The organism is Thermus sediminis (genome assembly GCF_003426945.1).
Lineage (GTDB): Bacteria > Deinococcota > Deinococci > Deinococcales > Thermaceae > Thermus > Thermus sediminis.
Genome location: NZ_QURO01000004.1, coordinates 1,715,307 through 1,741,992, shown reverse-complemented (window position 1 = coordinate 1,741,992; position 26,686 = coordinate 1,715,307). Strand labels below are relative to the sequence as shown.

At 68.5% G+C, this 26,686-nt stretch carries 26 protein-coding genes and 1 tRNA gene; 9 read left to right on the top strand and 18 right to left on the bottom strand.

What is annotated here, in order from left to right; all coding sequences use genetic code 11:
- Positions 1-10: 10 nt before the first annotated feature.
- Together ATI37_RS10020 and ATI37_RS10015 are read left to right on the top strand one after the other, a co-directional pair.
- Complete coding sequence (locus tag ATI37_RS10020; protein ID WP_117238220.1) at positions 11-1,435, top strand: ATP cone domain-containing protein; 1,425 nt, start codon at positions 11-13, stop codon at positions 1,433-1,435.
- Complete coding sequence (locus tag ATI37_RS10015; RefSeq protein ID WP_117238219.1) at positions 1,428-1,766, top strand: hypothetical protein; 339 nt, start codon at positions 1,428-1,430, stop codon at positions 1,764-1,766. The genes ATI37_RS10020 and ATI37_RS10015 overlap by 8 nt, the downstream gene beginning before the upstream one ends.
- On the opposite strand, the gene ATI37_RS10010 is transcribed toward ATI37_RS10015, so the two are convergent.
- From ATI37_RS10010 to ATI37_RS09990, 5 genes are all read right to left on the bottom strand, one after another.
- The gene (locus tag ATI37_RS10010; RefSeq protein WP_117238218.1) at positions 1,739-2,035 is read right to left on the bottom strand and encodes a hypothetical protein; all 297 of its coding nucleotides are present in this window, start codon (positions 2,033-2,035) and stop codon (positions 1,739-1,741) included. The two genes, ATI37_RS10015 and ATI37_RS10010, sit on opposite strands and share 28 nt — an antisense overlap.
- On the bottom strand, positions 2,035-2,349 hold the full coding sequence (locus ATI37_RS10005; RefSeq protein ID WP_117238217.1) for a hypothetical protein: 315 nt from the start codon (positions 2,347-2,349) through the stop codon (positions 2,035-2,037). Before ATI37_RS10005 ends, ATI37_RS10010 begins: the two co-directional genes overlap by 1 nt.
- Before the next feature lie 12 nt (positions 2,350-2,361).
- Positions 2,362-3,417, bottom strand: a complete 1,056-nt coding sequence (thrC, locus tag ATI37_RS10000) for a threonine synthase (protein WP_117238216.1) — start codon at positions 3,415-3,417, stop codon at positions 2,362-2,364.
- Positions 3,418-3,448: 31 nt separating this feature from the next.
- On the bottom strand, positions 3,449-3,679 hold the full coding sequence (locus tag ATI37_RS09995; RefSeq protein WP_232822494.1) for a PDDEXK family nuclease: 231 nt from the start codon (positions 3,677-3,679) through the stop codon (positions 3,449-3,451).
- A 229-nt stretch (positions 3,680-3,908) separates the two neighbouring features.
- On the bottom strand, positions 3,909-4,907 hold the full coding sequence (locus ATI37_RS09990) for a homoserine dehydrogenase (RefSeq protein ID WP_117238215.1): 999 nt from the start codon (positions 4,905-4,907) through the stop codon (positions 3,909-3,911).
- Between the two features lie 34 nt (positions 4,908-4,941).
- Here ATI37_RS09990 and queG point away from each other — a divergent pair, with 34 nt between their 5' ends.
- Positions 4,942-6,063, top strand: coding sequence for a tRNA epoxyqueuosine(34) reductase QueG (gene queG, locus ATI37_RS09985; RefSeq protein ID WP_117238214.1), 1,122 nt, complete (start codon positions 4,942-4,944; stop codon positions 6,061-6,063).
- Here the strand turns inward: queG and ATI37_RS09980 are convergent.
- A complete protein-coding gene (locus ATI37_RS09980; protein WP_117238213.1) occupies positions 5,992-6,696 on the bottom strand; it encodes a metallophosphoesterase family protein in 705 nt (234 codons plus the stop codon). The two genes, queG and ATI37_RS09980, sit on opposite strands and share 72 nt — an antisense overlap.
- Positions 6,697-6,765: 69 nt before the next feature.
- Here ATI37_RS09980 and lnt point away from each other — a divergent pair, with 69 nt between their 5' ends.
- Both lnt and ATI37_RS09970 read left to right on the top strand, forming a co-directional pair.
- On the top strand, positions 6,766-8,097 hold the full coding sequence (gene lnt, locus ATI37_RS09975) for an apolipoprotein N-acyltransferase (RefSeq protein WP_198665546.1): 1,332 nt from the start codon (positions 6,766-6,768) through the stop codon (positions 8,095-8,097).
- Positions 8,076-8,162: transfer RNA gene (locus ATI37_RS09970), tRNA-Leu, on the top strand. The genes lnt and ATI37_RS09970 overlap by 22 nt, the downstream gene beginning before the upstream one ends.
- Positions 8,163-8,182: 20 nt before the next feature.
- On the opposite strand, the gene ATI37_RS09965 is transcribed toward ATI37_RS09970, so the two are convergent.
- The 3 genes from ATI37_RS09965 to ATI37_RS09955 are packed head-to-tail and all read right to left on the bottom strand — an operon-like array spanning position 8,183 to position 11,155.
- A complete protein-coding gene (locus ATI37_RS09965; protein WP_117238211.1) occupies positions 8,183-8,932 on the bottom strand; it encodes a class I SAM-dependent methyltransferase in 750 nt (249 codons plus the stop codon).
- Complete coding sequence (locus ATI37_RS12505) at positions 8,923-9,561, bottom strand: class I SAM-dependent methyltransferase (RefSeq protein ID WP_117238210.1); 639 nt, start codon at positions 9,559-9,561, stop codon at positions 8,923-8,925. Before ATI37_RS12505 ends, ATI37_RS09965 begins: the two co-directional genes overlap by 10 nt.
- A gap of 4 nt (positions 9,562-9,565) precedes the next feature.
- Positions 9,566-11,155 carry an alpha-amylase family glycosyl hydrolase gene (locus ATI37_RS09955; protein ID WP_117238209.1) on the bottom strand — a complete coding sequence of 530 codons (1,590 nt, stop codon included), beginning with the start codon at positions 11,153-11,155 and terminating at the stop codon, positions 9,566-9,568.
- Positions 11,156-11,266: 111 nt separating this feature from the next.
- Between ATI37_RS09955 and ATI37_RS09950 the strand changes: the two genes are divergently transcribed.
- The 3 genes from ATI37_RS09950 to treS are packed head-to-tail and all read left to right on the top strand — an operon-like array spanning position 11,267 to position 16,220.
- Positions 11,267-12,622 (top strand): trehalose-6-phosphate synthase, encoded by a 1,356-nt coding sequence (locus tag ATI37_RS09950; RefSeq protein ID WP_117238208.1) that lies wholly within the window; start codon positions 11,267-11,269, stop codon positions 12,620-12,622.
- Positions 12,619-13,308, top strand: coding sequence for a trehalose-phosphatase (gene otsB / locus ATI37_RS09945; RefSeq protein ID WP_117238207.1), 690 nt, complete (start codon positions 12,619-12,621; stop codon positions 13,306-13,308). The genes ATI37_RS09950 and otsB overlap by 4 nt, the downstream gene beginning before the upstream one ends.
- Positions 13,309-13,325: 17 nt before the next feature.
- Positions 13,326-16,220: a maltose alpha-D-glucosyltransferase gene (gene treS, locus ATI37_RS12500; protein WP_117238206.1), complete on the top strand. Its 2,895-nt coding sequence runs from the start codon at positions 13,326-13,328 to the stop codon at positions 16,218-16,220.
- On the opposite strand, the gene ttuA is transcribed toward treS, so the two are convergent.
- From ttuA to ATI37_RS09895, 9 genes are all read right to left on the bottom strand, one after another.
- Positions 16,217-17,179, bottom strand: a complete 963-nt coding sequence (ttuA, locus tag ATI37_RS09935; protein WP_117238205.1) for a tRNA-5-methyluridine(54) 2-sulfurtransferase — start codon at positions 17,177-17,179, stop codon at positions 16,217-16,219. The two genes, treS and ttuA, sit on opposite strands and share 4 nt — an antisense overlap.
- On the bottom strand, positions 17,180-17,377 hold the full coding sequence (gene ttuB / locus ATI37_RS09930) for a sulfur carrier protein TtuB (protein ID WP_117238204.1): 198 nt from the start codon (positions 17,375-17,377) through the stop codon (positions 17,180-17,182).
- 4 nt (positions 17,378-17,381) lie between these two features.
- Positions 17,382-18,509, bottom strand: coding sequence for an acetoin utilization protein AcuC (locus tag ATI37_RS09925; protein WP_117238203.1), 1,128 nt, complete (start codon positions 18,507-18,509; stop codon positions 17,382-17,384).
- Positions 18,503-19,129, bottom strand: a complete 627-nt coding sequence (locus ATI37_RS09920; protein WP_117238202.1) for a CBS and ACT domain-containing protein — start codon at positions 19,127-19,129, stop codon at positions 18,503-18,505. Before ATI37_RS09920 ends, ATI37_RS09925 begins: the two co-directional genes overlap by 7 nt.
- 141 nt (positions 19,130-19,270) lie before the next feature.
- On the bottom strand, positions 19,271-20,248 hold the full coding sequence (locus ATI37_RS09915) for an ABC transporter ATP-binding protein (RefSeq protein ID WP_117238201.1): 978 nt from the start codon (positions 20,246-20,248) through the stop codon (positions 19,271-19,273).
- Positions 20,245-21,264, bottom strand: coding sequence for an ABC transporter ATP-binding protein (locus tag ATI37_RS09910; RefSeq protein WP_117238200.1), 1,020 nt, complete (start codon positions 21,262-21,264; stop codon positions 20,245-20,247). Before ATI37_RS09910 ends, ATI37_RS09915 begins: the two co-directional genes overlap by 4 nt.
- Positions 21,265-21,336: 72 nt before the next feature.
- A complete protein-coding gene (locus ATI37_RS09905) occupies positions 21,337-22,695 on the bottom strand; it encodes an ABC transporter permease (protein WP_117238199.1) in 1,359 nt (452 codons plus the stop codon).
- A 10-nt stretch (positions 22,696-22,705) separates the two neighbouring features.
- Entirely contained in the window at positions 22,706-23,689 is a 984-nt protein-coding gene (locus ATI37_RS09900) for an ABC transporter permease (protein WP_117238198.1), read from the bottom strand.
- 51 nt (positions 23,690-23,740) lie between these two features.
- The gene (locus tag ATI37_RS09895; protein ID WP_117238197.1) at positions 23,741-25,489 is read right to left on the bottom strand and encodes an ABC transporter substrate-binding protein; all 1,749 of its coding nucleotides are present in this window, start codon (positions 25,487-25,489) and stop codon (positions 23,741-23,743) included.
- A gap of 139 nt (positions 25,490-25,628) precedes the next feature.
- On the opposite strand from ATI37_RS09895, the gene ATI37_RS09890 reads away from it, so the two are divergent.
- Positions 25,629-26,660: a zinc-binding dehydrogenase gene (locus ATI37_RS09890; RefSeq protein WP_117238196.1), complete on the top strand. Its 1,032-nt coding sequence runs from the start codon at positions 25,629-25,631 to the stop codon at positions 26,658-26,660.
- Positions 26,661-26,686: the final 26 nt, after the last annotated feature.

Genomic DNA, 26,686 nt, shown 5'->3' with positions numbered 1-26,686 from the left:
ATGCCAGGCAATGAGCGAGGTTTTCGTCCGCCTCCGGCGGGGCCGTTGGCCCCTTTCCAAGGGGCTTCTGGTGGAGGCCCTCCTGCCCCTAAAGGTGCCCCTCGAGGCCGCCCAGGCCGCGGCCCACACCGTGGAGGAACGCCTCAGGGGGGCGAAGCAGACGGAGGTCTCCCCCCGGACCCTGCGCCGGGTCTTCCTGGAGGAGGTGGCCCGGGCCCTAGGCCAGGAGGTGGCGGAGCGCCTGGCCCGCCAGACCCTTCCCTTTGAGGAGATCCTGGTGGTGGAGGGCAGGCGGAGGCAGCCCTTCTCCAAGGGGCTCATGGCCAGAAGTCTGGAGGAGGCGGGGCTCTCCCTAAAGGAGGCCCACGAGCTGGCCAAGAGGATAGAGCGCCGCCTGCGCGAGGAGGGAGTCAAGGCCATCCCTGCCCGCCGCCTCGAGGGCCTGGTGGCCCAGGAGCTGGAGCGGACCAAGGGCAAGGCCGCCAAGCGCCGCTACCTCCAGCGCCGGACCTTCGCGGGAGAGCTCTTCGTGGCGGAGGAAAGCGGGGAACCCCAGATGCCCTTTTCCAAGGGAATCCTGGCCCAGTCCCTCATGGGGATCGGCCTTTCCCCGGAAGGAGCCTACCGCCTGGCCCGGGAGCTGGAGGCCCAGCTCCGCCAGGAGGGGAAAAGGGTGGTCCGCCGGACCGAGCTACGGGAACGGGTGCACCAGGCCCTCCTCAAGGAAGCGGGGGAGGAAATGGCCCGCCGCTACCTCTTCCTGAGGCACCTGAGGAGGAGCGCCCGCCCCGTGCACATCCTGATCGGGGGGGTGACGGGGGTAGGGAAGAGCGTCCTGGCCTCGGCCCTGGCCTACCGGCTTGGGATCACCCACATCGTCCCCTCGGACGCGGTGCGCGAGGTCTTCCGCGCCACCCTTTCCAAGGACCTCCTCCCCACCCTGCACCAGTCCACCTTTGAGGCCTGGAAGGCCCTTCCGCCCGAGATCTCCAAGGAGGAAGGCCACGAGGAACGGGTCCTGCGGGGCTTCCTGGACCAGGTGATGAAGGTGGCCGTGGGCCTCAGGGCCATCCAAGAGCGGAGCGCCCTGGAGGGCACCTCCATCGTCCTGGAGGGAGTCCACGTGGTGCCCCGCTATCTGGACCACCCCCATCGGCAAAAGGTCACCACCGTGCCCATGCTGGTGGCCCTTCAAGACGAAGGGCTCCATCGGGACCGCTTCCTCCTTAGGGACTGGGAGACGGGCCACGCCCGGCCCCAGGAGAAGTACCTGACCCACTTCGCCGAGATCCGCCTCATCCAGGAACGCCTCCTCCTCTGGGCTCAGGAAGAGGGTATCCCCGTCATCCCGGGGGAGGACCTGGACGAGGCGGTGGAGAAGGCCCTGGAGGTCCTGGTGGCCTACCTGGAGGCCGAGGAGGCGGCCCGTGCTTGAGGCCCTGGCCTTCCCCCTCCTCTTGGCCTTGGCCTTCCGCATGCAGGGGCGCCTCCCCTTGGCCGCCCTTGGGATCTGGCTCAACCTCCTCTGGTTCGTCTACCAGAACGAGTGGGGCTCGGGCTGGCTGGCCTACCTGCGGGGCCTGGGATCGGGGCTCTTCTTGGCCGCGGGGTACGGCAAGCCCCTGATGGTTTGGGCCCTCACACCCTGGCCCCTTTTCCTCTACCTGCGGCTGGACTTCCGCGAGTTCACCTTCTACCTCCCCGCCTTGGGCGAGGGGATGCTCCTGGGAACCCTCCTCTACCTGGCGGGGCTCCGCAAACGGTAAACCAGGTAGGGAAGCCCTGCCCCCAAAGCCCCCCCCAGGAGATAGTAGAGGGGGTGGCCGAACAGGGTCTGCAAGAGGAGGAGGAGGGCGAAAAGCCCCAGAAAGAGGGGGACGGGGAAGGGCCTTTCCCGATAGGCCAGGGAAGCCCCCCCGAGGGCCAGGCCCAGGGCCAGGGCGATGCCCTCCTGGCTGGGGCGGAACCAGAGGAAGTAAGCGTAAGCGGCCACGCCCAAGAGGGAGAGGGCCTGGGAGAGGCGGTTCGGGTCCATCAGTCCTTCACCAGACGGGGCAGGAGGAGCTGGGAGAGGACGAGGGCCACACCCCCCCAGGCCACCTGGGGCTCCCGGCCCAGAAAGCCCATGACCGCAGAGAAGATCCCGGCAAGGAGGAAGAAGGGCACGTACCTGGGGCTCACGGTAAGGCCCAGGACGAAGGCCACCAGAAACCCCGCTACCCCTGGAGGAAGGCTCGCCCCCAGGGCCAGGAAGAGGAGCATGAGGCCAATGGTGATGGCCCCTGCCAGGTAGTAGGCCCCGGGGAAAGGCTCTTTGCGCCTCTTACGGGCGTCTCTGGCCTCAGACATGGCCCAAGCTTATCACAGGAGGCCCGAGGCCCGGGCCACCGCCTCGAGGGTGGCGGGAACCGGCTTGGGAAGCTCAGCTACCCTTTCCGCGGTGGCGGGGTCCTTGAGGCCGTGGCCGGTGAGGGTAAGGACCAGGGTGGCCCCTTCCTCCAGGCGGCCCTCCCTGAGAAGCCGCCACACCCCCGCCAAACTGGCGGCGCTAGCGGGCTCCACGAAAAGCCCCTCCTCCCGGGCCAAGTAGCGGTAGGCCGCCAGGATCTCCCCGTCGGTCACGGCCTCAATCAAGCCCCCCGACTCCTCCTTGGCCCGAAGGGCCCCTTCCCAGCTCGCCGGGTTGCCGATGCGGATGGCGGTGGCGAGGGTCTCGGGCCTCTCCACGGGGCGGCCCAGGACCAGGGGAGCCGCCCCCGCCGCCTGGAAGCCTAGCATCCTGGGGAGGCTTTTGGCCTTCCCCAGGGCGAAGTACTCCTTGTAGCCCATCCAGTGGGCGGTGATGTTCCCAGCGTTGCCCACGGGGAGGGCGTGGTACTGGGGGGCGTCCCCCAGCTCGTCCACCACCTCAAAGGCCAGGGTCTTCTGGCCCTCGAGGCGGTAGGGGTTTACCGAGTTCACCAGGGCCACGGGAAAGCGCTCCGTGATCTCCCGCGTGAGGCGGAGGGCCTCGTCAAAGTTCCCCTCAATCTGGACGATCCTGGCCCCGTGCACCAGGCTCTGGGCCACCTTGCCCAGGGCCACGTACCCCGCAGGCAGAATGACGATGGAGAGTATCCCTGCCCGGGCAGCGTAGGCGGCGGCGGAGGCGGCGGTATTCCCGGTGCTGGCGCAGGCCACGGCCTTGGCCCCGGCCTCCACCGCCTTGGACACGGCCAGGGTCATCCCCCGGTCCTTGAAGCTCCCCGTGGGGTTCAGGCCCTCGTACTTGGCGTAGAGCCGGATCCCCCTCCTCCTGGCCTCCTCTGGGCCCTTCAGGGGGATGAGGGGGGTGGAGCCCTCGAGGAGGGAGACCACCGGGGTGGCCTCGGAGACGGGCAGGAAGGCGCGGTAGCGCTCCATGAGGGACAGGCGCATGGGGATATGGTCAGGGATAAAAGGTTGAGGGTCAAGGGGTGGAGAAGAGCTGGGAAGCCCGGGGGCGGAAGCCTTGGGGCCCGGGGTCCAGGGGGACTTCCAGAGGTTCCAAAGCGCTCCCCACCTCAGGGGCGGTGCGCCTCACCCAGGGCCCGTAGGGGTCCACCAAGACCACCAGGGGCGTCCCATTCTTCAGGCAAAACCTGGTCTTCTCCCGAAGCTCCGCCGGGCCATCGCCCCTGGAGCCCACCTCAAAGACCACGCCGGGAGCCAAGGGAGGGAAGCCTTCCCCGGGATGAGGGCGAGCCAGCGCTCCTTTCTTAGGCGGCATCCGGGGAGAAAACCGGCCCAGAACCTCGGCGCTCACCCGTCCCCCTTCCCCGCCCGTGGGAGACGCGCAAAGCCTGCCTTCACCCTTTCTAGCTTGGGCCCGGGGTTCCGCCGGGAGAGGGCCAGGAGGCCCTTAACGGACCCCCAGCAGGGGCATGGCCTCACTCTACCTCGGGAAAGGGGGTGCCTTCCGAGGGCGGGGCCTTCTTGCCGGAGGCGGGCAGGTGGCCGGGGGCCCCGGAGAGGAAGCGGAGGAGGTCGGCGAAGAGGCCGCTCGCAGTGGCCCCTCCCCCCGCCCCGGGCCCGGCGACCAAGACCTCTCCCAGGGGGACGCTCCGGACCCAGAGGGCGTTTCCCTGGGCCCGGGCCAGGGGGTGCTCCTGGGGAAGGCGCACCGGGGCCACCCGGGCCCGCCAGCGCCCCTCCTCCCCGTAGAGGCTCGCCAAAAGTCGCACCCTTTCCCCCCTGGCCCCCGCCTCCTTCAGGGCCTTTGGGGTGAGGCCTTGGATGCCCCTGGTCTCTACCTGGGCGAAGGGGAAGCCGGGGTCTACGAGGAGACGGGCGAGGAGGGTGAGCTTGTGGGCGGCGTCTATCCCCGCCACGTCCAGGGTGGGGTCGGCCTCGGCGTAGCCCAGGCGCTGGGCCTCGGCCAGAGCCTCCCCGTAGATCCTGCCCTTCTCCATCTCCTGGAGGATGTAGAGGGTGGTGCCGTTCAGGATCCCGTGGAGCTCCACAAGCTCGCTACCCCTAAGGGTTTCCAGGAAGGAGAGGGCCGGGGTGCCCGCCATGACGCTGGCCTCGTGGTAGATAAGGCCCTCCTCGGCGAAGGGCCTGAGCCCCTCCCAGGCCTCGGCCAGGAGGGCCTTGTTGGCGGTGATGAGGGGAATCCCCGCCTTTAGGGCGGGAAGGACGAGCCCCAGGGGCACCTCCACCCCCCCCAGGGCCTCCACCACCACATCGGCCTCCAGGAGGTCAAAGGGCTCCGTGCGGAGGAGCTCCTCGGGGAGGGGCCGGGGCTTGCCCCTCTCCCGCACCAGGACCCCCAGGAACCTGGGGGCAAAGCCCAGGGCGGCCAGGTCCTCCTGGCGCTCCTGGACCAGGCGGTAAAAGGCGCTCCCCACCGTTCCCCCGCCCAGGAGGGCGATCTTCAAGGGCTCCATGGGGAGGATTATATCGGCCCCTAAACTAGGGGAAATGAGGGACCTCCTGGAGGAAGCCGCCAGGGCAAGGGGCCTCCTCACCGCCTGGGCCCCCTTGGACCCCCTCCCCGGGGCCGAGGGCCCCTTCCTGGCCTGGCTGGGGGCGGGAAGGCACGGGGGAATGGCCTACCTGGAAAGGGCCAAGGAGGAGCGCTTCCGCCCCTGGCGGCGCTTTCCCTGGGCGAGGAGCGCCCTCCTCCTCTTCGCCCCCTACGCCTACGAGGACCCGGGGAAGCCCCCAGGGGGCCTCCGGGTGGGCCTCGTGGCCCGCTACGCCTGGACCCGGGACTACCACCTCCTCCTAGGGGAGGAGCTTAGGGCCCTCGAGGCCCTGGCGAAGGGCCTTGGGGTGGAGGCCAAGGGCTACGTGGACCACGGCCCCCTTCCCGAGCGCGCCCTAGCGGTCCTCTCCGGGGCGGGCTGGGTGGGGAGAAGCGGGATGTTCCTCTCGCAGCGCTTCGGGGTCCACGCCTTTATAGGGGTCCTCCTCACCTCCCTAGAGGTGGAGCCCCCTCCCCTCCACCCCTCCCGCTGCGGCCGCTGCGCCCGCTGCCTCCCCGCCTGCCCCACGGGGGCCCTCCTGGGGGATGGCACCCTGGACGCCCGAATCTGCATCAGCTACCTGACCATTGAGGAGAAGGGCTTCATCCCCCCGGGCCTCTGGCGGGGGATGGGGGCTTGGCTCTTGGGGTGCGACCTCTGCGGGGAGGCCTGCCCCTGGGAGCGTTTTGGCAAGGCCTGGCGGGGCTTCCGGCCCGAGCCCGGGCTCGCCCACCCGGACCTCCTGGACTTCTTCCGCCTCTCGGGGCGGGCCTTCAGGAGGAAGTACGCGGGCACCGCCTTCTTACGCCCTGGGCGGGCCCGCATGGCCCGGAACGCCCTCATCGCCTTAAGCAACCTGGGCCTGGGGGAGGCCCTCATGGCGGAGGCGGCCTGGGACCCCAGCCCCCTGGTGCGGCGCACCGCCCTCCACGCCCTCCACCGGGCAGGAAAGCCCCTGGAGGGCTTCCTGAAGGACCCCGACCCCCAGATCCGGGCCGAGGCCCTAGCCCTCCTTGGGGAAGCGCCCGGTGCGGTAGACCTTCTCCAGAACGGGGGGAAGCCCCCAGGCCTTTAGGTCAAAGAGGAGGGGGCCCAGGTCGTAGGGGACCTTGAGGAAGCGGGCCTCGAGGGACTCCGTGTCCAGGATGAGGGCGTCGGCCCCGGGCTCCCCGGAGAGGCTTAGGCCCACGCTCCCCGGGTCGGCGAGAAGCCCCGCCCCCACCCTTCGGGCCAGGGGCAGGTGCCGCCCCCCGAGGAGGAGGATCCCCGCCCCGTAACGGGAAAGAAGCTCCAAAAAATCCTTGGCGGGGCCCAGGAGGTCGGGCTGCTCCTCGGGGCTTCCCGGCTTGCCGTGGAAGGCCACAAGCCGCCTCCCCCCGTAGGCCCTGCGGTGGGAAAGGCGCAAGGAGCGGAGGTAGTCCAGTTCCTCCTCAGAAAGCTGGGCCCGGGTCCACGCCAGGGTGGCCCTCCCCACCCCCTCGGGGAGGGTGCCGGGGAGGGGGTAGGCCACCCTGAGGTCCCAGGCCCCGGCGATGGCGGGAAGCCCCTCCTTCCAAACCCTCTGGATCACCTGCTTGGGGTGGGGCCCGTACCCCACCAGGTCCCCCAGGACCAGGGCCTCGTCCACCCCCTCCCTGCGAAGGGCCTCGAGGGCCGCCTCCAGGGCGGGGAGGTTGGCGTGGATGTCGGAGATCACCCCTAGGCGCACGCCCCTATTCTCCCACCCCGCTTGCGAAAACCCGGTGAAATCCTCCCGCGAAGCCCGTATGGTGGAAGGGTGCGGCCCCTCCTCCTGGGCCTCCTCCTGGCCCTCACCCTTCCCCCCTTCCCCTTTGGCCCCCTGGCCCCCCTGGTCCTGGTCCCCCTCCTCAGAGGGGGCTTCCGGGCAGGCTTCCTCATGGGCCTGGGGTTTTGGAGCCTCCACCTCCTCTGGCTCCCCCAGAGCTTTGCCCAGAACTTCGGCCCCTGGGGGGCGGTGCCCTTCCTGCCCCTGGTCCTCCTCAAGGCCCTCAGCTTCGGCCTCCTCTTCGCCCTCACCCCCACACCCCTCTCCCGGGTGGGGGGGTGGGTCCTCCTGGAATGGCTCACGGAGCAGGGGGAGCTGGCCTTCCCCTGGGGCTTCCTGGGCTACGCCCTCCTCGAGGCCCCGGGCCGGGTCCTGGCCGCCCTGGGCGGGGTCTACCTCCTCTCCCTCCTGGTCCTCCTCTTCGCCTGGGGGCTCTCCAGGGGGCGCTGGTACCTCCTCCTCCCCTGGGGCCTCCTCTGGCTCCTCCCCCTCCCCGAGGCCAGGGGCGAGGCCCAGGCCCTCCTGGTCCAGGGGAACATCAACCCCTTGCGCAAGTTCCAGGGGGAGCTGGACGAGGCGGTCTACCTGCGGCTCACGGAAGAGGGGCTAAGGGCCCACCCCGAGGCGGGCCTGGTGGTCTGGCCCGAGACCGCGGTCTGGCAGATCCCCGAGGGGATAGACGAGGTCCTAAAGGGCCGCCCCCTCCTCACCGGGCTCAACCTCCCGGGCCCCAACCGGGCGGTCCTATACCGGGAGGGGAAGGTCCTCGCCCACTACGACAAGACCCGCCTGGTGCCCTTCGGGGAGCGCTTCCCCTTCCGGGAGGTCCTGGGGGGGGTCTACGCCTTTTTCTTCCGGGCCATGGGCCTGGGGGAGTTGGGGGACCGCACCCCGGGGGAAGGGCTAAGGCCCTTGAGGCCCTACGGGGCCCTCATCTGCTACGAGTCCGCCTTCCCCAGCGCCGCCCGGGGGCTGGTGCGGGCGGGGGCGGAGGCCCTGGTCCTCCTCACCAACGACGCCTGGTTCGGCCCCTCCTACGGGGGAAGGCAGCACTTCGCCCTAGGCCGCTTGCGGGCGGTGGAGACGGGGCGCTGGCTCCTTCGGGCGGGGAACGATGGCATTACCGCCAGCATTGACCCCTATGGGCGGGTGGTGGCCGCCATCCCCCCCCAAAAGGAAGGCTTCCTCCTGGCCCCCTACGCCCTGAGGACCGGGGAAACCCCTTATGTACGCCTTGGGGACTGGCCCTTGGGGGTGGCGTTGACCTCCTTCCTCCTGGGCCTTATCCTTAGGGTGCGTCCGCCGGGGTGGCGGAATCGGTAGACGCGGCAGACTCAAAATCTGCTGCCCGCAAGGGCGTGCGGGTTCGAGTCCCGCCCCCGGCACCAAAGGGCCCCCTCCGGGGGGCCTAGGCTTTGTCCCAGAGGGCCAGGACGTAGCCCTCCCCCAAGAGGAGGCGGGGCGGGCTTCCCAAGGCCCCCAGGAAGAGGGCCTTGAGGCTTTCCGGGGAAAACCTCCTGGCGAGGGGCGGGCCCACCTCCTCCTCCTTGTAGGGCCACTCCAAGACGGCCACCCGCCGGGCCACCCGGGCGGCCTCCTTCAGGGCCTTTTCCGCCTCCAGGTGGTGGAGGGAGAGGCCGAAGAAGGCCAGGTCAAAGCTCCCCTCAGGGAAGGGGAGGCTTTCCGCCCTGGCCTCCACGAAGCGGGCCCCCTTCACCTTGGCCCGGGCCACCTCCAGGCGGTCCGCCCGGGGGTCCACCCCCACGGTGAAAAGCCCGAGCTCGGCGAAGGCCTCGGCGAAGACCCCGGTCCCGGTACCGATGTCCAGGGCGCTTCTGGCCTCCAGGCCCTCGAGGGCCTCCTTGGCGATCCGGGATGGGGGAAAGCGCAGGAGGCGGTCCGGTTTGCGGAAGGGGTCTTTGGCCTCGCAGGCGTTGGTGAGGAGGGCCCACATGACGAGGCCCCCTTCCTCCGAGGCGGCAAGGAAGGCCTCCTTCAGGGCCTGGAAAACCCCCTCCTCTTCGCCGGAGAGCTCCGAGTGGGTGGGAAAGACCCGGTATTCCAGACCGCTCCCTTCCAGAACCAGAAGGGCCTTCTCCACCGCCTTGTAATCCCCCTGGAGGAGGGGGTAAAGGGCGAAGAGGGCCTTCACCGCCATCTTCCCAAGTATAGGGCGGGGCGGTTCCCGGCCCGCCTCCCCGCGGCCTCGGCCTCGGGGAAGGGCGGGGCGGCCTCCGGGGCCAGATAGACCGCCCCCGCCTCCGCCTCCGGGGGGCCCAGGAGGGCGAGGAGGTCCTCCCGGGAGAGGAAGCGGGCCTGGGCCCAGGGGAGCGCGCCCCTCTCCCCAAGCCTCCGGTAGAGGGCGGCCCAGGGGGAGAGGGCCTCGAGGATCCCCACGAGGAGGGCCCCTCCTGGCTTCAGGACCCTTCTGGCCTCGGCGAGGGTCTTCTCCACGTCCTCCACGAACTCCAGCACGGTGAAGAGGAGGACCAGGTCAAAGCTCCCCTCGGGAAAGGGCAGGGCCTCCCCCCGGCCCGCTAACCAAAGGGCCTCGGGCGCCCGGGCCTCCCCTAGGCGGCGCATGGCCTCCGAGGGCTCGAGGCCCACCTTCCTCGGGTAGGGGAGGCGCCTAAGCCAGTACCCCGTGCCCGCCCCCACCTCCAGGAGGCTTTCCCCCGGGGGGAGGAGGCGGAGGAGGGCCCCTTCCTCCTCAGCGATCGCATAGGCCCCCAAGGGGGTCTCGTACCAGGCCTCGTAGGCCTCGGCGATGGGGGCGAAGGGGTCCACGCCCCTAGTCTAGCCGGAGGACCGCGCCCTCATCGGGGCGCAGGAGGAGCCTCTCCCCTACCCCCTCCTCCCGGTCCAGGTGGGTGGAGAGGACCACCCGCCCTCCACTGGGAAGCCCCAGAGCCCGCTCCTTCTCGGTGAGGTTCAAGGCCACGAGCCAGCCCTCCCCCCGGAAGTAGGCGTAGACCCCCCCCTGGGCCCGGTAGGTGCGGTAGGCCCCGTAGAGGAGCCCGGGGTCCTTCCTCAGGGCGATGAGGCGCCTCACCAACTGGAGCATGGATCGGGGGTCCTCCTCCTGGAGGGCCACGTTCCTCCTGGGGTAGTCGGGGTTCACGGGAAGCCAGGGCTCCACCGTGGAAAACCCCGCGTAGGGGGAGGCGTCCCACTGCATGGGGGTGCGGCAGGGGTCGCGGCCCGGAGGGAGGCCGTGCTCCCCCAGGCGGCCCTTCTGGCGGAGGGCGGCGGGGTCCTGGACCCTTTCCCAAGGGATCTCCCCATTGACCATGCCGATCTCGTCCCCGTAGTACCAGGTGGGGGTGCCCCTTAGGGTGAAGAGGAGCGTGGCCGCTACCCGGGCCTGGGCCTCCCCCAGGCGGGAGGCGAGCCGGGGCTGGTCGTGGTTGCCCAGGACCCAGTTGGGCCAGTCCCAGGGGGTGAGGAGGCCCTCGTACATCTCCACGATCCGGGAGAGGTTTTCGGGCCGCCAGTCGGGAAGCCCCTGGGTGACCAGGCTGAAGTTGAAGGGGAGGTGGCACCCCGCGGCGTAGTAGCGCACCAGGCGAAAGAGGGGCAGGTAGATCTCCCCCACCATGACCCTTTCCCGCCCCGGCTCGGAGAACTCGTCCAGCACAAAGCGCATCTCCCGCACGTAGGCGTAGGTTTCCGGCTGGTCCTCGGTGTAGAGGTGCTCGTGCCGGGCCCGGTCGGGCAGGCCTGGACGGAAGGCGGGGCTTCCCGGCTCGTCGCGGAAAAGGGGGTCCTTGCCCAAAAGCCAGAGGGTGTCCACCCGGAAGCCGTCCACCCCAAGGCGGAGCCAAAAGCGCATGGCCTCGAGGATCGCCTCCCGCACCTCGGGATTGCGCCAGTTGAGGTCGGGCTGCTCGGGGAGGAAGAGGTGGAGGTAGTACTGGCCCGTCCTCTCGTCCAGGGTCCAGGCGGGGCCGCCGAAGAAGCTCTGCCAGTTGTTGGGGGGGCCCCCGCCGGGCCCCGGGTCCTTCCAGATGTACCAGTCCCGCCTGGGATTTTCCCGGGAGGCGCGTGAGGCCAAGAACCAGGGGTGCTCGTTGGAGGTGTGGTTGGGAACGAGGTCTATCAAGACCCTGAGCCCCAGGGCGTGGGCCCCCTCCAGGAGGGCCTTGAAGTCCTCCAGGGTGCCGAAGACGGGGTCCACGTCGGTGTAGTCGGCCACGTCGTAGCCGAAGTCCCTCATGGGGCTTTTGTAGAAGGGGGAAAGCCAGACGGCGTCCACCCCCAAGGCCTTGAGGTAGGGAAGCCTCTGCCCCACGCCCACCAGGTCCCCAACGCCGTCCCCGTTCGCGTCCTGGAAGCTTCGGGGGTAGATCTGGTAGATGACCGCCTCCTTCCACCAGGCCATGGCCCCAGTCTACGCTCCTGGCCCGGGGGAGCAGCCCCGGGGCCGACCCCCCTTTGGCAGGGCCCTCCGGCCCTTGGCCCCGGGAGCCTGGGAGGAGGTATCCTGGGCCCTATGGGGCTCATCATCGTGGCCAACCGGGCCCCCTTCCGCCTCACCCCCGAGGGGCTGGTGCCCGCCGTGGGCGGGCTCGCCACCGCCCTCCTCCCCGTCCTCGAGGCCAAGGAAGGCGTCTGGGTGGCCGCAGGGGAGTGGAAGGAAGGAGGAAAGGCCCCGGCCACCCTAAAGGGCCCGGTCCGCCTGGAGCAGGTCCCCATCCCGGAAAGGGAATGGCAGGGCTACTACGGGGGCTTTTCCAACCGGGTGCTCTGGCCCCTCTGCCACTATTTTCTGGAGCGGACGGAGCTGAAGCGGGAGTTCTACCAGGACTACCTGCGGGCCAACCGGCGCTTCGCCGAGAAGGTGCTGCAGGTGTGGCGGGAGGGGGACGCGGTCTTCGTCCAGGACTACCACCTCCTCCTCCTGCCCAGGTTTCTCCGGGAACGGGCGCCGGGGAGGATGAGGATCGGGTTCTTCTACCACATCCCCTGGCCCTCTAGCGGCGTCTTCCGCATCCTCCCCTGGGGCCGGGCCCTGGTGGAAGGCCTCCTGGGGGCCGACCTCATCGGCTTCCACACCCAGGAGTACGCGGAGAACTTCCTCAGGACCGCGGCCCACTACGGGTTCCCCGTAGAGGAAGGCCGGGTCCGGGTTGGGGACCGCTGGGCGAGGGTGGAGGTCCACCCCCTGGGCATCGACACGGGCCGCTTTGGGGAGCTGGCCCAGGACCCCCACATCGGCCTCCAGGCCCGGGGCCTGAAGCACCTGGCGGGGGCCGACCGCCTCATCCTAGGGGTGGACCGGCTGGACTACACCAAGGGGATCCTGGAGCGGCTTCTGGCCTACGAGCGCTTCCTCCAGTCCTACCCCCAGTGGCGGGGGCGGGTGAGCCTTTTCCAGATCGCCACCCCCAGCCGCACGGGCGTGGGCGCCTATCGGGAGCTCAAGCGCCTGGTGGACGAGGTGGTGGGGCGGATCCTGGGGAACTTCCTCCGGGAGGACTGGGTACCCCTCCGCTACTTCTACCAGACCTACACCCAGGAGGAGCTGGCCACCTTCTACCGGGCGGCGGACGTGGCCCTCATCACCCCCCTGCGGGACGGGATGAACCTGGTGGCCCTGGAGTACGCCTACACCTCGGATAGTGGGGCCCTGGTCCTCTCCAACCTGGCGGGGGCGGCGGAGCACCTGAAGGAGGCCTTTCTGGTCAACCCCTACGACCTGGACGGGGTAGCCCGGACCCTGGACCGGGCCTTGCGGACCCCGGAAGGGGAAAGGCGGGAGCGGCTCGCGAGGCTCAAGCGGCGCATCCAGGCCCTGGACGCCAAGAGTTGGGCGGAGCGCTTCCTGGCCTCCTTGGAGGCGGCGTGAAGGCGGAAAACCCGGTTTTCCTCCTGGACTACGACGGAACCCTGGCCCCCGTGGCCCCGAGGCCCGAGGAGGCCTTCCCCCATCCGGAGACCCCAAGGGTCCTGGAGGCCCTCCGCCAACGCCACCCGGTGTACGTGGTGACGGGAAGGCGGGTGGAGGACCTGGAACGCCTTCTACCCCTGCCGGGCCTCCCCGTGGTGGGCGGGCACGGCCTGGAGGAGGGGGTTTTGGGTGGGGAGAAGCGGTCCCTCTTCCCCGTGGACCTAACCCCCTTGCGGGCGCGCCTGCCCCGGTGCCCCGGGGTCCGGGTGGAGGACAAGGGCTTTGCCCTGGCCCTGCACTACCGGGAGGCGGAGGATGAGGCCCAGGCCCTGGCCTGCCTGCAGGCCTGGCTCGGGGAGGTGGAGGGGCTTTTGCGGGCCTTGGGCCTCGAGGTCCTCCCGGGGAAGAAGGTCCTGGAGATCAAGCCCCAGGGCGTGAACAAGGGGGAGGCGGTGCTCCGGCTCCTGGCGCGCCACCCCGGGAGGACCCCGGTCTACATCGGGGACGACACCACGGACGAGACCGCCTTCCGGGCCCTGGAGGGCCGGGGCCTCACCCTCAAGGTGGGGCCCGGGCCCACGGCGGCCCAGGGGCGGCTTAGGGATGTGGAGGCGGTGTTGGCCTACTTGAAAACCTACCTCTAGTCCCCTAACTTGGGGGCGTGGACCCCCTTTGGTACAAGGATGCGGTCATCTACCAGCTCCACGTGCGCTCCTTCTTTGACGCTAACCACGACGGCTACGGGGACTTCGCCGGCCTCAAGGAGAAGCTCCCTTACCTGGAGGCCCTGGGGGTGAACACCCTCTGGCTCATGCCCTTCTTCCAGTCCCCCCTGCGGGACGACGGGTACGACATCTCCAACTACTACCAGATCCTCCCCGTCCACGGCAGTCTGGAGGACTTCAAAGCCTTTTTGGACGAGGCCCACGCACGGGGGATCCGGGTCCTCATAGAGTTGGTCCTGAACCACACCTCCATAGACCACCCCTGGTTTCAGGAGGCCCGGAAGCCCGGCAGCCCCATGCGGGACTGGTACGTCTGGAGCGATACCCCAGAGAGGTACAAGGGGGTCCGGGTCATCTTCCAGGACTTTGAACCCTCCAACTGGACCTGGGACCCCGTGGCCCAGGCCTACTACTGGCACCGCTTCTACCACCACCAGCCCGACCTGAACTGGGACAACCCCGAGGTGGAGCGGGCCATCCACGAGGTGATGTTCTTCTGGGGCGACCTGGGCGTGGACGGCTTCCGCCTGGACGCCGTCCCCTACCTTTACGAGCGGGAGGGCACGAGCTGCGAAAACCTCCCCGAGACCATCGCCGCGGTCAAACGCCTGCGCAAGGCCCTGGAGGAACGCTACGGGCCGGGGAAAATCCTCCTGGCCGAGGCCAATATGTGGCCGGAGGAGACCCTCCCCTACTTCGGCGAGGGGGACGGGGTGCACATGGCCTACAACTTCCCCCTGATGCCCAGGATCTTCATGGCCCTCCGCCGGGAGGACCGCGGGCCCATCGAGGCCATGCTCAAGGAGACGGAGGGGATCCCCGAAGCGGCCCAGTGGGCCCTCTTCCTGCGCAACCACGACGAGCTCACCCTGGAGAAGGTCACGGAGGAGGAGCGGGAGTTCCTGTGGGAGGTCTACGCCCCGGACCCCCAGTACCGGATCAACCTGGGCATCCGGCGGCGCCTCATGCCCCTGCTGGGCGGGGACCGCAGGCGGTATGAGCTCTTGCACGCCCTGCTTTTCACCCTGAAGGGAACCCCCATCATCTACTACGGGGACGAGATCGGCATGGGGGATAACCCCTTCCTGGGGGACCGCAACGGGGTCCGCACCCCCATGCAGTGGTCCTCCGACCGCAACGCCGGCTTCTCCCGCGCCCCCCATCACCGCCTCTTTCTCCCTCCCATCAGCGAGGGACCCTACAGCTACCACTTCGTCAACGTGGAGGCCCAGCAGGAAAACCCCCACTCCTTGCTGAACTTCGTCCGCCGCTTCCTGGCCCTGAGAAACCGGCACGCCCAGACCTTTGGCCGGGGGAGCCTGGCCCTCCTGCCCGTGGAAAACCGCCGGATCCTGGCCTATGTGCGGGAGTACCAAGGGGAGAGGATCCTGGTGGTGGCCAACCTCTCCCGCTACACCCAGGCCTTTGACCTCCCCCTCGAGGCCCACAGGGGCCTGGTGCCCGTGGAGCTCTTCTCCCAAAACCCCTTTCCCCCGGTGGAGGGCCCCTACCGCCTCACCCTGGGTCCCCACGGGTTCGCCTTCTTCGCCCTCACCCCCGAGGAGCCCCTCCGGGTCCAGACCCCCGACTGGAAGGAGGAGGCCGTCCCCGAAAGCGTCCCCGAAGTGCCCTTAAAGGAGGGCCCCGAGATCCTCTTCGTGGAAACCCTGGCGGAGGAGGGCTCCCGCAAGGCCTTCCTAGACGCCTTGACCCAGAGCCTGAGAGGCCGGAGCTGGCTCGCTTTGAAGCCCGAGCGGGCGGAGCTCCTGGACGCCCTGCGCCTGCAAAAGGACCCTCCCCTTTACCTGACCCTCCTCCGCCTCGAGGGCCAGGGGGTGCAAGACGTCTTCCTCCCCATCCGCTTCCAGCCCACCATGGTCCAGGCCCCGGGGCTTTTCGCCCGCACCTGGCCCAAGGAGGGCTACCTTTACGAGCTATCCCAGGACGCAGGATTCTACAGCCTCCTCCTGGAAAGGTTGGCGAGGGGCTTTGAGGGCCGAAGCCTCAAGGCCTACTACCGGGGCCACCACCCGGGGCCGGTCCCAAAGGGTTTGGACCTCCTCCACCCGGGGCTAGCCGCCGGGGAGGGGGTTTGGCTCCAGTCGGGCCTGGTGCAGGACGGCGGCTTGGAGCGCACCCTGGAGGTCCTGCCCCAGCTCCCCTTTCCTTGGATCCTCTCCCCCAAAGGCAGGCTCCTCTGGGAGCGAGGCGGCCAGCGGCGCGTCCTGGCCCTCACGGGCTCCCTGCCCCCAGGCCAGCCTCGGGAAGCCTTCGCCTTGGCCCAGGCCATGGCCGCCGAGGGGCTTTCCCGGCTCCAGGGACACCCCTTGCCCGTGGAAAGCCGGGGGCTCCTGGCCGAGGCCCTGCGGGAGCTGGAGGCCTTGGCCCGCCTCCTGGGCGTGCGCCTCGCCCTCCTCCACCAGGCGCTGGCGGAAGCGGAGGGGGAGGAGGGAGGGCAGCCCCTCCTGGGCCGGGGGCTGGGGGCCTTCCTGGAGGTGGCGGGAGAGGTCTACCTCTTGGCCCTGGGATCCAGGGGACGTGGCCACCCCTTAGAGGACCTGGCCCGGCTAGCCTACGACCTGGAGCGGGCGGTGGCCCTAGCCTGGGAAGGCTCGGAGGAAACCCCCTGGGAACTCCGGAGCGAGGTGGGGGAGTTTCTGGAGGAGGCCCTCCTTTCGGCCTGGCAGAGCGCCGCCCAGGCCCCCCCGCCCGAAAAGGAGGCCTGGACCGCCGCCATGCTCCGCTGGTCCGAGGCCCAGCTCCTCCGGGAGGACCACCCCGCGCGCCAGCGCATCCACGAGCGCTGGCGGAGGAAGGCCCAGGAGACTTAGCCGCGGACGGCCTGGGCCTTGGGGGAGAACTGGGCTTCCTCGGGGAGGAGGCGGTGCCTCTTGGCCCTTTTGTAGACGGCCTCCCACATGCGGCAGAAGGCGCAGGCCGCTCCCGTGGTGGGGTAGCCGCACCGCTGGCACTCCCGAAGGGGTACCTCCCCCTCGGGCTTCAAGTGAGGTTGGATTTTATCCAGGAAACCTTCCAGGAAGCGGAGCTTGGCCCCAGGCATCTCCTTTTCCACCCGGTTCAGCGCCTCCTTGTAGAGGAGGCTCTTGGCCCCTTGGGCGTTGGGGCACTCCTCGTGGAGGTAGCGGATACCCCGAAGGAGGGTGTAGGCGAGGACCTCCCGTTCGCTGAAGCGGTAGAAGGGCTTGACCCGGGCGGCGAGGCCCGGCCTCTCGGGGAGGACGGGCCCCTGGCGGGCGAGGGCATCCTCCTGGGGGTTCAGGAGGTTGCCCAAGAGCACGGCGGCCTCGTCGTCCAGGTTGTGGCCCGTGGCCACCACCCTGAAGCCCTCCTCCAGGGCCACCTGGTTGATGAGGTAGCGCTTGGAAAGCCCGCAGGCGGAGCAGGCCACCCGCCCGGAAAGCGCCGCCAGCTCCGGCACGCCGAAGCCGTAGGCCTCCTTGAGGTCCACCACGAGAAGGGGAAGCCCCCGCTCCCTAGCGAAGGCCTGGGTGACCTCGAGGCTCCTTTTGGAGTACTCCCCGATGCCGAGCTCCAGGTGGAGCCCCACGGCCTCGTAGCCCAGGCGGTGGAGGACGTCCCAAAGGGCCAGGGAGTCCTTCCCCCCGGAGACGGCCACCAGGACCCTTTCCCCAGGCCGCAGCATCCGGTGGCGGCGGATGGCCCTCTCGGTCTCCTTAACAAACCACTCCAGGTAGTGCTCCTTGCAAAGGGCGAAGCCCCGGCTCTTCACCTCCACCTGGGCCTTGGCCCGGCATACCTTGCAAACCATCTAGCCTCCGGAGATGGCGGAGAGGACCTCCAGGGTGTCCCCCTCCTCCACCCTCTCGTCCAGGGTAAGGAGCTCCTCCCCCCGCACGGCCACCACGGTCTCGGGGTTCAGGCCCAGCTCCTCCAGGACCTCCCTGAGGGGCCTATCCCCCCGCACCTCCACCTCCTTCCGCTCGGGCAGGCGCAGGATCACCCTCACCCCGCTAGTGTAGCAGGTAGGGCTCTGCCAGCTCCGTGAGCCTTCTCAGGGTAAGGCGGTTGCGCCCCTCGATCTCCGGCTTCCTGGGGATCTCCGGGTAGGCCCCCTCGGGGTCGTGGAGGGTGGGGGTGAGGGGCTTCCCCAGACGGGCCTCCCAGAGGCGGAGCCAGGCCTCGGGAAGCCTCTCAGGCAGGGGAAGGCCGTGGAAGACGTGGTAGAGGAGGGTCCAGACCCGGACCGTAGCGTCCAGGCTGTACCCGCCCCCCAAGGTGAAGAGGACCCGGCCTCCGGCGTAGGCCTCCGCGTACTCCAGGATGAGGCGGAAGAGGCGCTCGTAGGCCCGGGTGGTGAGGAGGAGGTCGGCCAGGGGGTCCAAGAAGTGGGCATCAGCCCCCGCCTGGACCACCAGGACATCGGGGCGGAAGGCCCCAAGGGCCCAGGGCAGGAGGGCCTCAAAGACCTCCAGGTAGCTCCCGTCCTCCGTGAAGGGCTCCAGGGGGAGATTCAGCTTCCGCCCCAGGCCTGCCCCCCGGCCTATCTCGTGGACGTGGCCCGTGCCGGGAAAGAGGTAGCGCCCCGACTCGTGGAGGCTTAGGGTGAGGACCTCCTTCTCCTCGTAGTGGATCCACTGCACCCCGTCCCCGTGGTGGACGTCGATGTCCAGATAGGCCACCCTTAGGCCCGCCCGCACCAAGTGGCGGATGGCCACGGAGAGGTCGTTGTAGACGCAAAAGCCCGAGGCCCGGTCGTACTGGGCGTGGTGGAGGCCGCCCCCCAGCTGCAGAACCCGCCGCTCCCCAACTAGGATCCGCCTCGCCCCCTCAAGGGTCCCCCCCACCAGGACCCGGGCCGCCCGGTCCATCCCCGGAAAGACCGGGGTGTCCCCCGTGCCCAGGCCGTAGTGCTCCAAATCCGGCACCCCCTCGCCGCAGCTTGCCGCCTCCACCCGCCTCACCAGCCTCTCGGAGTGGACGGAGAGCACCTCCTCCCGGCTGGCCTCGGGGGGGGCCAGGGGTTCCCGCCAGACCCCCAGGGCCTGGAGCAGGGAGGTGAGCATCTCCAGGCGGGCGGGGGTGAAGGGGTGGCCTGGGCCAAAGTTGTAGAGGCGGTACTCGTCCCGGTAGATCACCATGGCTTCTTGGGGGGCCAGAGCACCTCAAAGCCCGCCTCCCGGAGGCCCTGGGCCAGGAGGTGGGTCTCCAGGGTGTTCACCCGCGCCACGGCCCGCACATACTCCCCCTCCTCGGGGTAGGAGAGGAGGGAGTGGATGTTCACCCCCCGCCCCGCCAGAAAGCCCGTGAGGCGGGCCAGCTCCCCCACCCGGTCAGGAAGGCGCACCTCCAGCCTTCCGGAGGGCTCCGTGACCCCGGTGAGCCTGAGGAGGGCGTCCAGGAGGTCTATTCCCGTCACGATGCCCACGATCTCCCCATCCTCCAGGACGGGCAGGCAGCCGATCTTGCGGTGGCGCATGACGAAGGCCGCCTCCTCCACGGGGTCCAAGGGGTGGGCGGTCACCACCTCTCGGGTCATGACCTCCCCCACCTGGGTGCACCCGGGGCAGGGACCCTTGGGGTTCAGGTGGCTGGTGGCCAGGCGGATATCCCGGTCGGTAACGATGCCCACCAGTCTCCCCTCCGCCACCACGGGAAGGTGGCGGATGCCCCTTGCCAGGAGGAGCCCGTAGGCCTCCTCGAGGGTCACATCTGGGCCCACGGTGAGGACCGGACCCTTCATCACATCCTTGACCAGCATGGGGCCAGTATACCCCCAAGAGGGCAAACCTGGCCTATGAGGTTTCTGCGGATCTTGGGGCCCCCACCCTACTTGGGCCAACCTTCGCGCCCGAAAGGGCCCTTCCTAGCCCCCGCCGCGGCAAAAGCCACGGCGGGGTACTTAGAGGATGTCGTCCCGGATGCAGGCCTTGAGGTGGCCCGGGGCCACCTCCTTGAGCTCGGGGACCACCTCTGCGCACTCGGGCAGGGCGTAGCGGCACCGGGTGCGGAAGACGCACCCCGAAGGGGGGTTGATGGGGGAAGGGATGTCTCCCTGGAGGACGATCCGCTCCCGCTTCACCGTGGGGTCAGGGATGGGCACGGCGGAGAGAAGGGCCTCGGTGTAGGGGTGCTTGGGGCTCCGGTAGAGGTCCCGGGAGGAGGCGATCTCCATGATCTTCCCCAGGTACATCACCGCCACCCGGTCGGAGATGTACTCCACCACCGCCAGGTCGTGGGCGATGAAGAGCATCGTGAGGCCCAGCTCCTCCTTCAGGTCCTGGAGGAGGTTCACCACCTGGGCCTGGATGGAAACGTCCAGGGCGGAAACGGGCTCATCGGCCACGATGAACTCCGGGGCCACCGCCAGGGCCCGGGCGATGCCGATCCTCTGCCGCTGCCCCCCGGAGAACTCGTGGGGGTAGCGGCGCATGTGGTCTGGGGAGAGGCCCACGAGTTTTAGTAGCTCCGCCACCCGCTCCAGGCGCTCCTCTGGGGTCTTGCCCAGCCCGTGGATGAGGAGGGGCTCGGCGATGATGTCCCCCACGGTCATCCGGGGGTTCAGGGAGCTGAAGGGGTCCTGGAAGATGATCTGCATCCGGCGCCGGAAGGGGCGGAGCCTGTCCCGGGGCAGCTCGGTGATGTCCTGGCCGTCAAAGAGGATGCGCCCCCCCGTGGGCTCAATGAGGCGGAGGAGGGTGCGGCCCACCGTGGTCTTGCCGCTCCCCGACTCCCCCACCAGGCCCAGGACCTCCCCCTTCCTGATGGCGAAGGAAACCCCGTCCACCGCCTTGACGGTCCCCACCACCCGGGAGAGGATCCCGCCCCGGATGGGAAAGTGCTTCTTCAGGTCCTTGAGCTCCAGGAGAACCCCGTTCATGCCCTGACCTCCAGGATCTCCCGCCAACGCACGCACCGGACCTGCCGCCCCTCCCCGGCGTCCTCCAAGGGGGGGACCTCCCGATCGCAGAGGCCCTCCGCGTAGTGCTTGCACCGGGGGTGGAAGGCGCACCCAGGGGGGAGGTAGAGGGGGTTGGGGACGTTCCCGGGGATGGCCTCCAGGCGGACCTTGTGCTCCGCCGCCAGGTCCAACCGGGGCACGGAGTGGAGGAGCCCCTGGGTGTAGGGGTGAAGGGGTTCCTTGAAGAGGGGCACCACGTCCGCCTGCTCCACCGCCCGGCCCGCATACATCACCACCACCCGGTCGGCCATCTCCGCCACCACCCCCAGGTTGTGGGTGATGAAGAGGATGCTCATGCCAAACTCCTCCTGGAGCCTCTTCATGAGCTCCAGGATCTGGGCCTGGATGGTCACGTCCAAGGCCGTGGTGGGCTCATCGGCGATGAGCAAGGAGGGGTTGCAGGAGAGGGCCATGGCGATCATCACCCGCTGCCGCATCCCCCCCGACATCTGGTGGGGGTAGTTGGCCAGCCGCCTCTTGGGCTCGGGAATCCCCACCAGGTCTAGCATGTGGGCGGCCAAGTCCATGGCCTCCTTCCGGTTCTTCCCCTGGTGGAGCATGATGGCCTCGGCGATCTGGTCCCCCACCGTGTACACCGGGTTCAGAGAGGTCATGGGCTCCTGGAAGATCATGGCGATGTCGTTGCCCCGGATCCGCCGCATCTCCGCCTCGGGGAGCTTGGTGAGGTCCCGGACCTGCCCGTCCTTCCCCCGGAAGAGGACCTCCCCCCCCACGATCCGCCCAGGAGGCGTGGGGATCAGACGCATGATGGCCAAAGAAGTCACGCTCTTCCCCGAACCCGACTCCCCCACCACGGCCAGGGTCTCCCCTCTGTCCACGTGGAAGGAGACCCCGTCCACCGCCTTCACCACCCCGTCGTCGGTGAAGAAGTGGACCTTGAGGTCCCTCACCTCCAGTAGCCGCTTCTCGTCCATGCTAGCTCCTTCGGGCGTTGCCCCGAAAACACCTCATCCGTTATACGCCATACCTGGTCAAAAGAGAAGGGCCTACTGCCTTCGCCTGGGGTCCAGGGCATCCCTGAGGCCATCCCCTAAAAAGTTCCAGGAGAGCACGGAAAGGAAGATGAAAAACCCCGGCCAGAGCACCCAGGGGCGGTCGGTGAAGGAGGCGAAACCTCCCTGCTGGGCCGCCTGTAGGAGAAGGCCCCAGCTGGTGTAGGGCTCCGTGACCCCAAGCCCCAAGAATGAAAGGCCCGACTCCCCCAGGATAAACCCGGGGATGGTAAGGGAGAGGCTCACGATGATGTAGCTGGCGGTAGCGGGCAGGATGTGGCGGCCGATGATGCGCCTATCGGAAGCCCCCAGGGCCCGGGCCGCCTGCACGTAGTCCATCTCCCTTACGGAGAGGACGATGCCCCGCACCACCCGGGCGAGCCCCCCCCAGCCGATGAAGCCTAGAAGCCCCACCACCAGGTAGAAGGTGAAAAGGGGGTCAATGTTCGTAGGAAAAACCGCCCTCAAGGAGATGAGGAGGAAGAGGGAGGGAATGGCGGCGATGATCTCCACAGTGCGCATGATGAGGTCGTCAGGGTCCAAGCGGATGGGCTCCCGGAAAATGCGACGGAGGATGAGGAAAACCGCCCCCACCCCCAGGAGGAGGACTACCCCGTCCACCAGGGTGGTATAGGAAAAGAGCTTATCCTGGGGGCTTAAGCGGACGAAGGAGAGGGCTAGGAAAAGGGCCGCTCCCCCCACCCCAAGCCAGAGGAGGAGGCTCAGGGGCCCAAGAAGAAGGCCCGCCCCCCGCCAAGCGGAAGGGGGTAGGGAGAGCCGGAAGGGCCTTCCCGAGAAGTACCCGGCGATGCCCCCAAGGAGGAGGCCCAGGACGAAGGAAACCAGGGCCGAGAGGATGCCGATGGTGAGGGATACCTGGCCCCCGTAGACCACGCGGCTGAAGAGGTCCCGGCCAAAGTTGTCCGTGCCCATGAGGAAGATGCGCCCGGGAGGGTCCACGCCGAAGAGGCGTAGGTCGGAGCGGAAGACCCGGAAGATGGTGTAGGGCTGTTCCGGGGTGCGCACGAAGAAGCGGACGTAGAACTTCCCCTGGCTGGGGTCCTCCTCGTAGCGGGGCTGGAGGGTGACGGGGTCAATACTCCTCTGGGTGGCGTAGACGAAGGGGCGGCTCAAGCGGCCTGTTTCCGGGTCCACGAAGTGGATGCGGCTTGGAGGGTGGTGGCCCTTGGGGGGGAAGAGCTCGTAGTAGTTGGGGTCGTAAGGGCTGAAGAAGCCCGCGAAGGCGGCCATGAAGTAGAGGATCAGGAGGATGCGCCCGCCCCAGACCGCCAGGCGGTGTTTGCGGAACTGGCGTAAGGCGACGGCGAACTGGGAAGCGGAGGCTCGTTCCAAGGGCCACCCCCTACTCGTAGCGGATCCTGGGGTCCACCCAAGCCAAGAGCAAGTCGGAGATCAGGTTGCCGACCATAAGGAGTACCAGGCTCACGGTGAGGAAGCCCGCGATCACGTAGAGGTCCTGGCTGGCGATGGCGTCTAGGAGGAAGGGGGTGATACCCGGCCAGGCCATGACCACCTCTACAAAGCCCGCCCCAGAGATGAGGCTAGGAAGAAGGCCGCCTAGGGTGGCCACGAAGGGGATGACCGCGTTGCGGAAGGCGTGCTTGTAGAGGACCAGCCGCTCCGCGAGGCCCTTGGCCCGGGCGGTGCGGATGTAGTCCTGGCCCAAGACCTCGAGCATCTGCCCCCGCATGAGGCGGGAGAGCCCGGCGATGTCGTTGGCTGTGGCCACCAGGATGGGCACCACCGCGTGCCAGGCGATGTCCAGCCACTGCTTGAGGGGGGGCATCTGCTCAAAGCCGCTGCTGGTCATACCCGAGACCGGGAAAAGGAGGACTCCGGTCTTGAACTTGATCTGCAGAAGGATGTAGATGGCGATGAGGGCCAGGAAGAAGCTGGGCACGGAAAGGCCCACGTAGGCCAGAAAGGAGAGGATCCGGTCCCCCAGGGAGTACGGGCGCACCGCCCCGTAGACCCCGATGGGGATGGCCACCAGGTAGAGGAGGAGGGTGGAGGGGATGACGATGACCATGGAGTTCACCACTCGGGGCCAGATGACCTCGAGCACCGGGGCCTGGTAGGCGAAGGAGTATCCCAGGTTCAGGTGGAGGAGGTTGTTCATCCACAGGAGGTACTGCTCGTAGATGGGGCGGTCCAGACCAAACTGGGCCCGGAGGCGGGCGATGGTCTCTGGGGTAACCTTAGGGTCCAGCTCCAGTTGGGTCAGGTAGTCCCCCGGGGCCATCTGGATGATGAGGAAGGCCAGGAAGGTAGCCCCGAAGAAGGTGGGGATAAGGTAGAGGATGCGGCGGAAGATGTAGGCTGCCATAGTGGCGGAAGGCGCCCCGGAGCCAGGACCCCAGGGCGCACCTAGCTTAGCTCACCTCTTGATGAAGGTCAGCTCCAGCTGCCGCTGCCCCCAGATGCTGGAGATGATGGCATCGGGGTGCTCGCCCCCCAGGCGATTGTTCCAGGCGGGGTGGTAGTTGGGGCCGGCAATGTAAATGACAGGGAGGAGCTCTGCTTCGATCTCCTGCATGCGGAAGGCGATCTCCCGCCGCCTCTGGAAGTCCAGCTCCGCGCGGCCGCGGGAGTAGAGGGCGTCCAGCTGGGTCTCCCTAGGGTCCAGGCACTGGCCCGACTTGTTCCACATGTGGAGGTTACCATTGCAGGGCACCACATTAGCGCCAAAGGGCCAGTCCAGGCCGCCCCCTGTGAGGCCGATGATGATGGCGTCAAACGGCCGGTCGGGGCCGGAGGAGAGGAGCTGGCCCACCAGGGTGTTGAAGTCAATGGCCTGGAAGTTGACCCTGACCCCCACTTTCCTGGCCTCATCTACGATGAGTCTGGCGATCTGCTCCCGCTGGACGTTGCCGGCGTTGGTGGACAGGTTGAACTCCAGGCGGCGGCCCCTGCTATCCACCAGGAAGCCCTCCCGGTCCCTCCGAGTAAAGCCCAGTTCAGCGAGGAGCTTGGACGCCTGGTTCAGGTCGTACTCGTACTTGGGCACCCTGGGGTTCACCCACTGGGTGAGGACCGGGTAAACGCTGGTGTACATGGGAGTGCCCAGGCCCCCGTAGACGATGTCAATGACCGCCTGTCGGTTCACCACATGGCTCATGGCCCGGCGGAACTTGTCGGAGCGGAAGAGGCTCTGCTTGAAGGGGTCCGAGGCCTTGTTCCAGTTGAAGACCATGAACTGGCTGGAGGCTACAGGGGAAGCGTTCACCTTGAGGGTGGCGTCCAGACGGCCCGCCTGGATGGCCTGGCGCACCTGGGAGATGTGGTCTACGGTAGCGGGGTTGAAGACATCGATGTTCCCCACGAGGAACTGGGCCAGCTGGGCGTTGGTGTCCGCAACGATCCGGATCTCGTAGCGGTCCAGGTAGGGGAGGGGGTTGCCCGCCTCGTCCCTGTTCCACTCCCCAAAGGCGGGGTTCCGCCTGAGGACTAGGCGCTCCCCGGGGCGGTAGCTCTCAATGAGCCAAGGGCCGCCAGAGACGATACTGGCAGGGTCCGCGCTCAGGGGCCACATCCTCTTGATACCCTCCGCCCCCTCCCGCTGGTAGACGGGGCCGAAGATGTGGGCGGGCCAGGGCGCAAAGCTGGCCACGCTGAAGGCCTCAGCGTCCGTCCTAGGGTAGATGAAGCGGATGGTGTAGTCATCCAGCTTCCGAAGGACAATGGGCCTGCCGTCAAGGAAGAAGGAGTCGTAAGCGTTGGAGCCCACCGCTTTGTCCGTGTGGATGCGCCAGGTGGTGATCCAGTCATCGGCGGTGATGGGGCGGCCATCGGACCACCTCATGCCCCGGCGGATCTTGAAGGTGATCTCCAGTCTGTTGGGGCTCACCGTGAAGGACTCGGCCATGTAGGGGATCCAGTCCCCGGTGGTGGGGTCCCGGGTCACGAGGCCCCTATCTCCCGAGATGATGCTAGGCACATTGCCCGCCTCGGCGGTGATGAAAGGGTTAAAAGTGCGGTAGTCGGAAATGACCGCCGCCCGCAAGGTACCCCCGCGCCTTGCCTCCTGGGGCTTGGCCACCGTCCACTTCTGCGGCCAGACGAAGGTCTGGGCGCTGGCGGCGCCCGCCAGGGCCAAAAGGCCGATCAGCACCAAGGCTTTTTTCATTCCAACCTCCTCGAGGTCTTATTGGGGTAAGGGTACCCGTTGGGGTAAGGGTACCCGCCCCGTCAGGGGGTTGTCAAGAGGTGGGGTGCCTTGACCCTGGGAAGAGGGCGTGGGAAAATCCCTGGCGTAGGGAGGCGGCATGAGGGCGGTGGTGATGGAGGCTCGAGGCGGCCCAGAAGTCCTGAAGCCCACGGAGATGCCCACCCCGGAGCCAGGGCCCAAGGAGGTGCGCCTAAGGGTGAGGGCGGCGGCCCTCAACCACCTGGACGTCTGGGTGCGCAAGGGGGTAGCGAGCCCCCGGATCCCCCTTCCCCACATCCTGGGGGCCGACGCCAGCGGGGTGGTGGAGGCCGTGGGGCCTGGGGTTACCGCCTTCGCCCCAGGGGACGAGGTGGTGGTGAATCCCGGGCTTTCCTGCGGCCATTGCGAACGGTGCCTTTCGGGAGAGGATAACCTCTGCCCCCGCTACGAGATCCTAGGGGAGCACCGCCACGGGGCCTATGCCCAGTACCTGGTGGTCCCCGAGGTGAACCTCCTCAGGAAGCCCCAGGGCTTCTCCTTTGAGGAGGCGGCCGCTATTCCCCTCACCTTCCTCACCGCCTGGCAGATGGTGGTGGACAAGCTTCAGGTGCGCCCCGGGGACGACGTTTTGGTCATGGCGGCGGGAAGCGGGGTGAGCGTGGCCGCCATCCAGATCGTCAAGCTCTTTGGGGGGCGGGTCATCGCCACCGCAGGCTCGGAGGACAAGCTGCGGAAGGCCCAGGAGCTTGGGGCTGACGAGGTGGTGAACTACACCCACCCCGACTGGTTCAAGGAGGTGCGCCGCCTCACGGGGGGCAAGGGGGTGGACAAGGTGGTGGACCACACGGGGGCCCTCTACTTTGAGGGGGTCATCAAGGCCACGGCGAATGGGGGCCGGATCGCCCTCGCCGGGGCCTCCTCGGGGTACGAGGGGACCCTGCCCTTCGCCCACGTCTTCTTCCGGCAGCTTTCCATCCTGGGCTCCACCATGGCCTCCAAAAGCCGCCTCTTCCCCATCCTGCGGCTGGTGGAGGCGGGGAAGCTCAGGCCCGTGATCGGGCAGGTGCTGCCCCTCGAGGAGGCCGCTGAGGGCCACCGCCTCCTGGAGGAGAGGCGGGTCTTCGGCAAGGTGGTCCTCAGGGTGGACTGAGGTTTGTCCCTTCCAAAAAGGAAGCG

What these genes read in the sequence shown, in the direction of transcription:
- ATI37_RS10020 (WP_117238220.1), top strand. Translation starts at nt 11, where the DNA reads ATGAGCGAGGTTTTCGTCCGCCTCCGGCGGGGCCGTTGGCCCCTTTCC.
- ATI37_RS10010 (WP_117238218.1), bottom strand. Translation starts at nt 2,035, where the DNA reads ATGGACCCGAACCGCCTCTCCCAGGCCCTCTCCCTCTTGGGCGTGGCC.
- ATI37_RS10005 (WP_117238217.1), bottom strand. Translation starts at nt 2,349, where the DNA reads ATGTCTGAGGCCAGAGACGCCCGTAAGAGGCGCAAAGAGCCTTTCCCC.
- thrC (WP_117238216.1), bottom strand. Translation starts at nt 3,417, where the DNA reads ATGCGCCTGTCCCTCATGGAGCGCTACCGCGCCTTCCTGCCCGTCTCC.
- ATI37_RS09990 (WP_117238215.1), bottom strand. Translation starts at nt 4,907, where the DNA reads ATGGAGCCCTTGAAGATCGCCCTCCTGGGCGGGGGAACGGTGGGGAGC.
- queG (WP_117238214.1), top strand. Translation starts at nt 4,942, where the DNA reads ATGAGGGACCTCCTGGAGGAAGCCGCCAGGGCAAGGGGCCTCCTCACC.
- ATI37_RS09965 (WP_117238211.1), bottom strand. Translation starts at nt 8,932, where the DNA reads ATGGCGGTGAAGGCCCTCTTCGCCCTTTACCCCCTCCTCCAGGGGGAT.
- ATI37_RS09955 (WP_117238209.1), bottom strand. Translation starts at nt 11,155, where the DNA reads ATGGCCTGGTGGAAGGAGGCGGTCATCTACCAGATCTACCCCCGAAGC.
- ATI37_RS09950 (WP_117238208.1), top strand. Translation starts at nt 11,267, where the DNA reads ATGGGGCTCATCATCGTGGCCAACCGGGCCCCCTTCCGCCTCACCCCC.
- ttuA (WP_117238205.1), bottom strand. Translation starts at nt 17,179, where the DNA reads ATGGTTTGCAAGGTATGCCGGGCCAAGGCCCAGGTGGAGGTGAAGAGC.
- ATI37_RS09925 (WP_117238203.1), bottom strand. Translation starts at nt 18,509, where the DNA reads ATGGTGATCTACCGGGACGAGTACCGCCTCTACAACTTTGGCCCAGGC.
- ATI37_RS09920 (WP_117238202.1), bottom strand. Translation starts at nt 19,129, where the DNA reads ATGCTGGTCAAGGATGTGATGAAGGGTCCGGTCCTCACCGTGGGCCCA.
- ATI37_RS09915 (WP_117238201.1), bottom strand. Translation starts at nt 20,248, where the DNA reads ATGAACGGGGTTCTCCTGGAGCTCAAGGACCTGAAGAAGCACTTTCCC.
- ATI37_RS09910 (WP_117238200.1), bottom strand. Translation starts at nt 21,264, where the DNA reads ATGGACGAGAAGCGGCTACTGGAGGTGAGGGACCTCAAGGTCCACTTC.
- ATI37_RS09900 (WP_117238198.1), bottom strand. Translation starts at nt 23,689, where the DNA reads ATGGCAGCCTACATCTTCCGCCGCATCCTCTACCTTATCCCCACCTTC.
- ATI37_RS09895 (WP_117238197.1), bottom strand. Translation starts at nt 25,489, where the DNA reads ATGAAAAAAGCCTTGGTGCTGATCGGCCTTTTGGCCCTGGCGGGCGCC.
- ATI37_RS09890 (WP_117238196.1), top strand. Translation starts at nt 25,629, where the DNA reads ATGAGGGCGGTGGTGATGGAGGCTCGAGGCGGCCCAGAAGTCCTGAAG.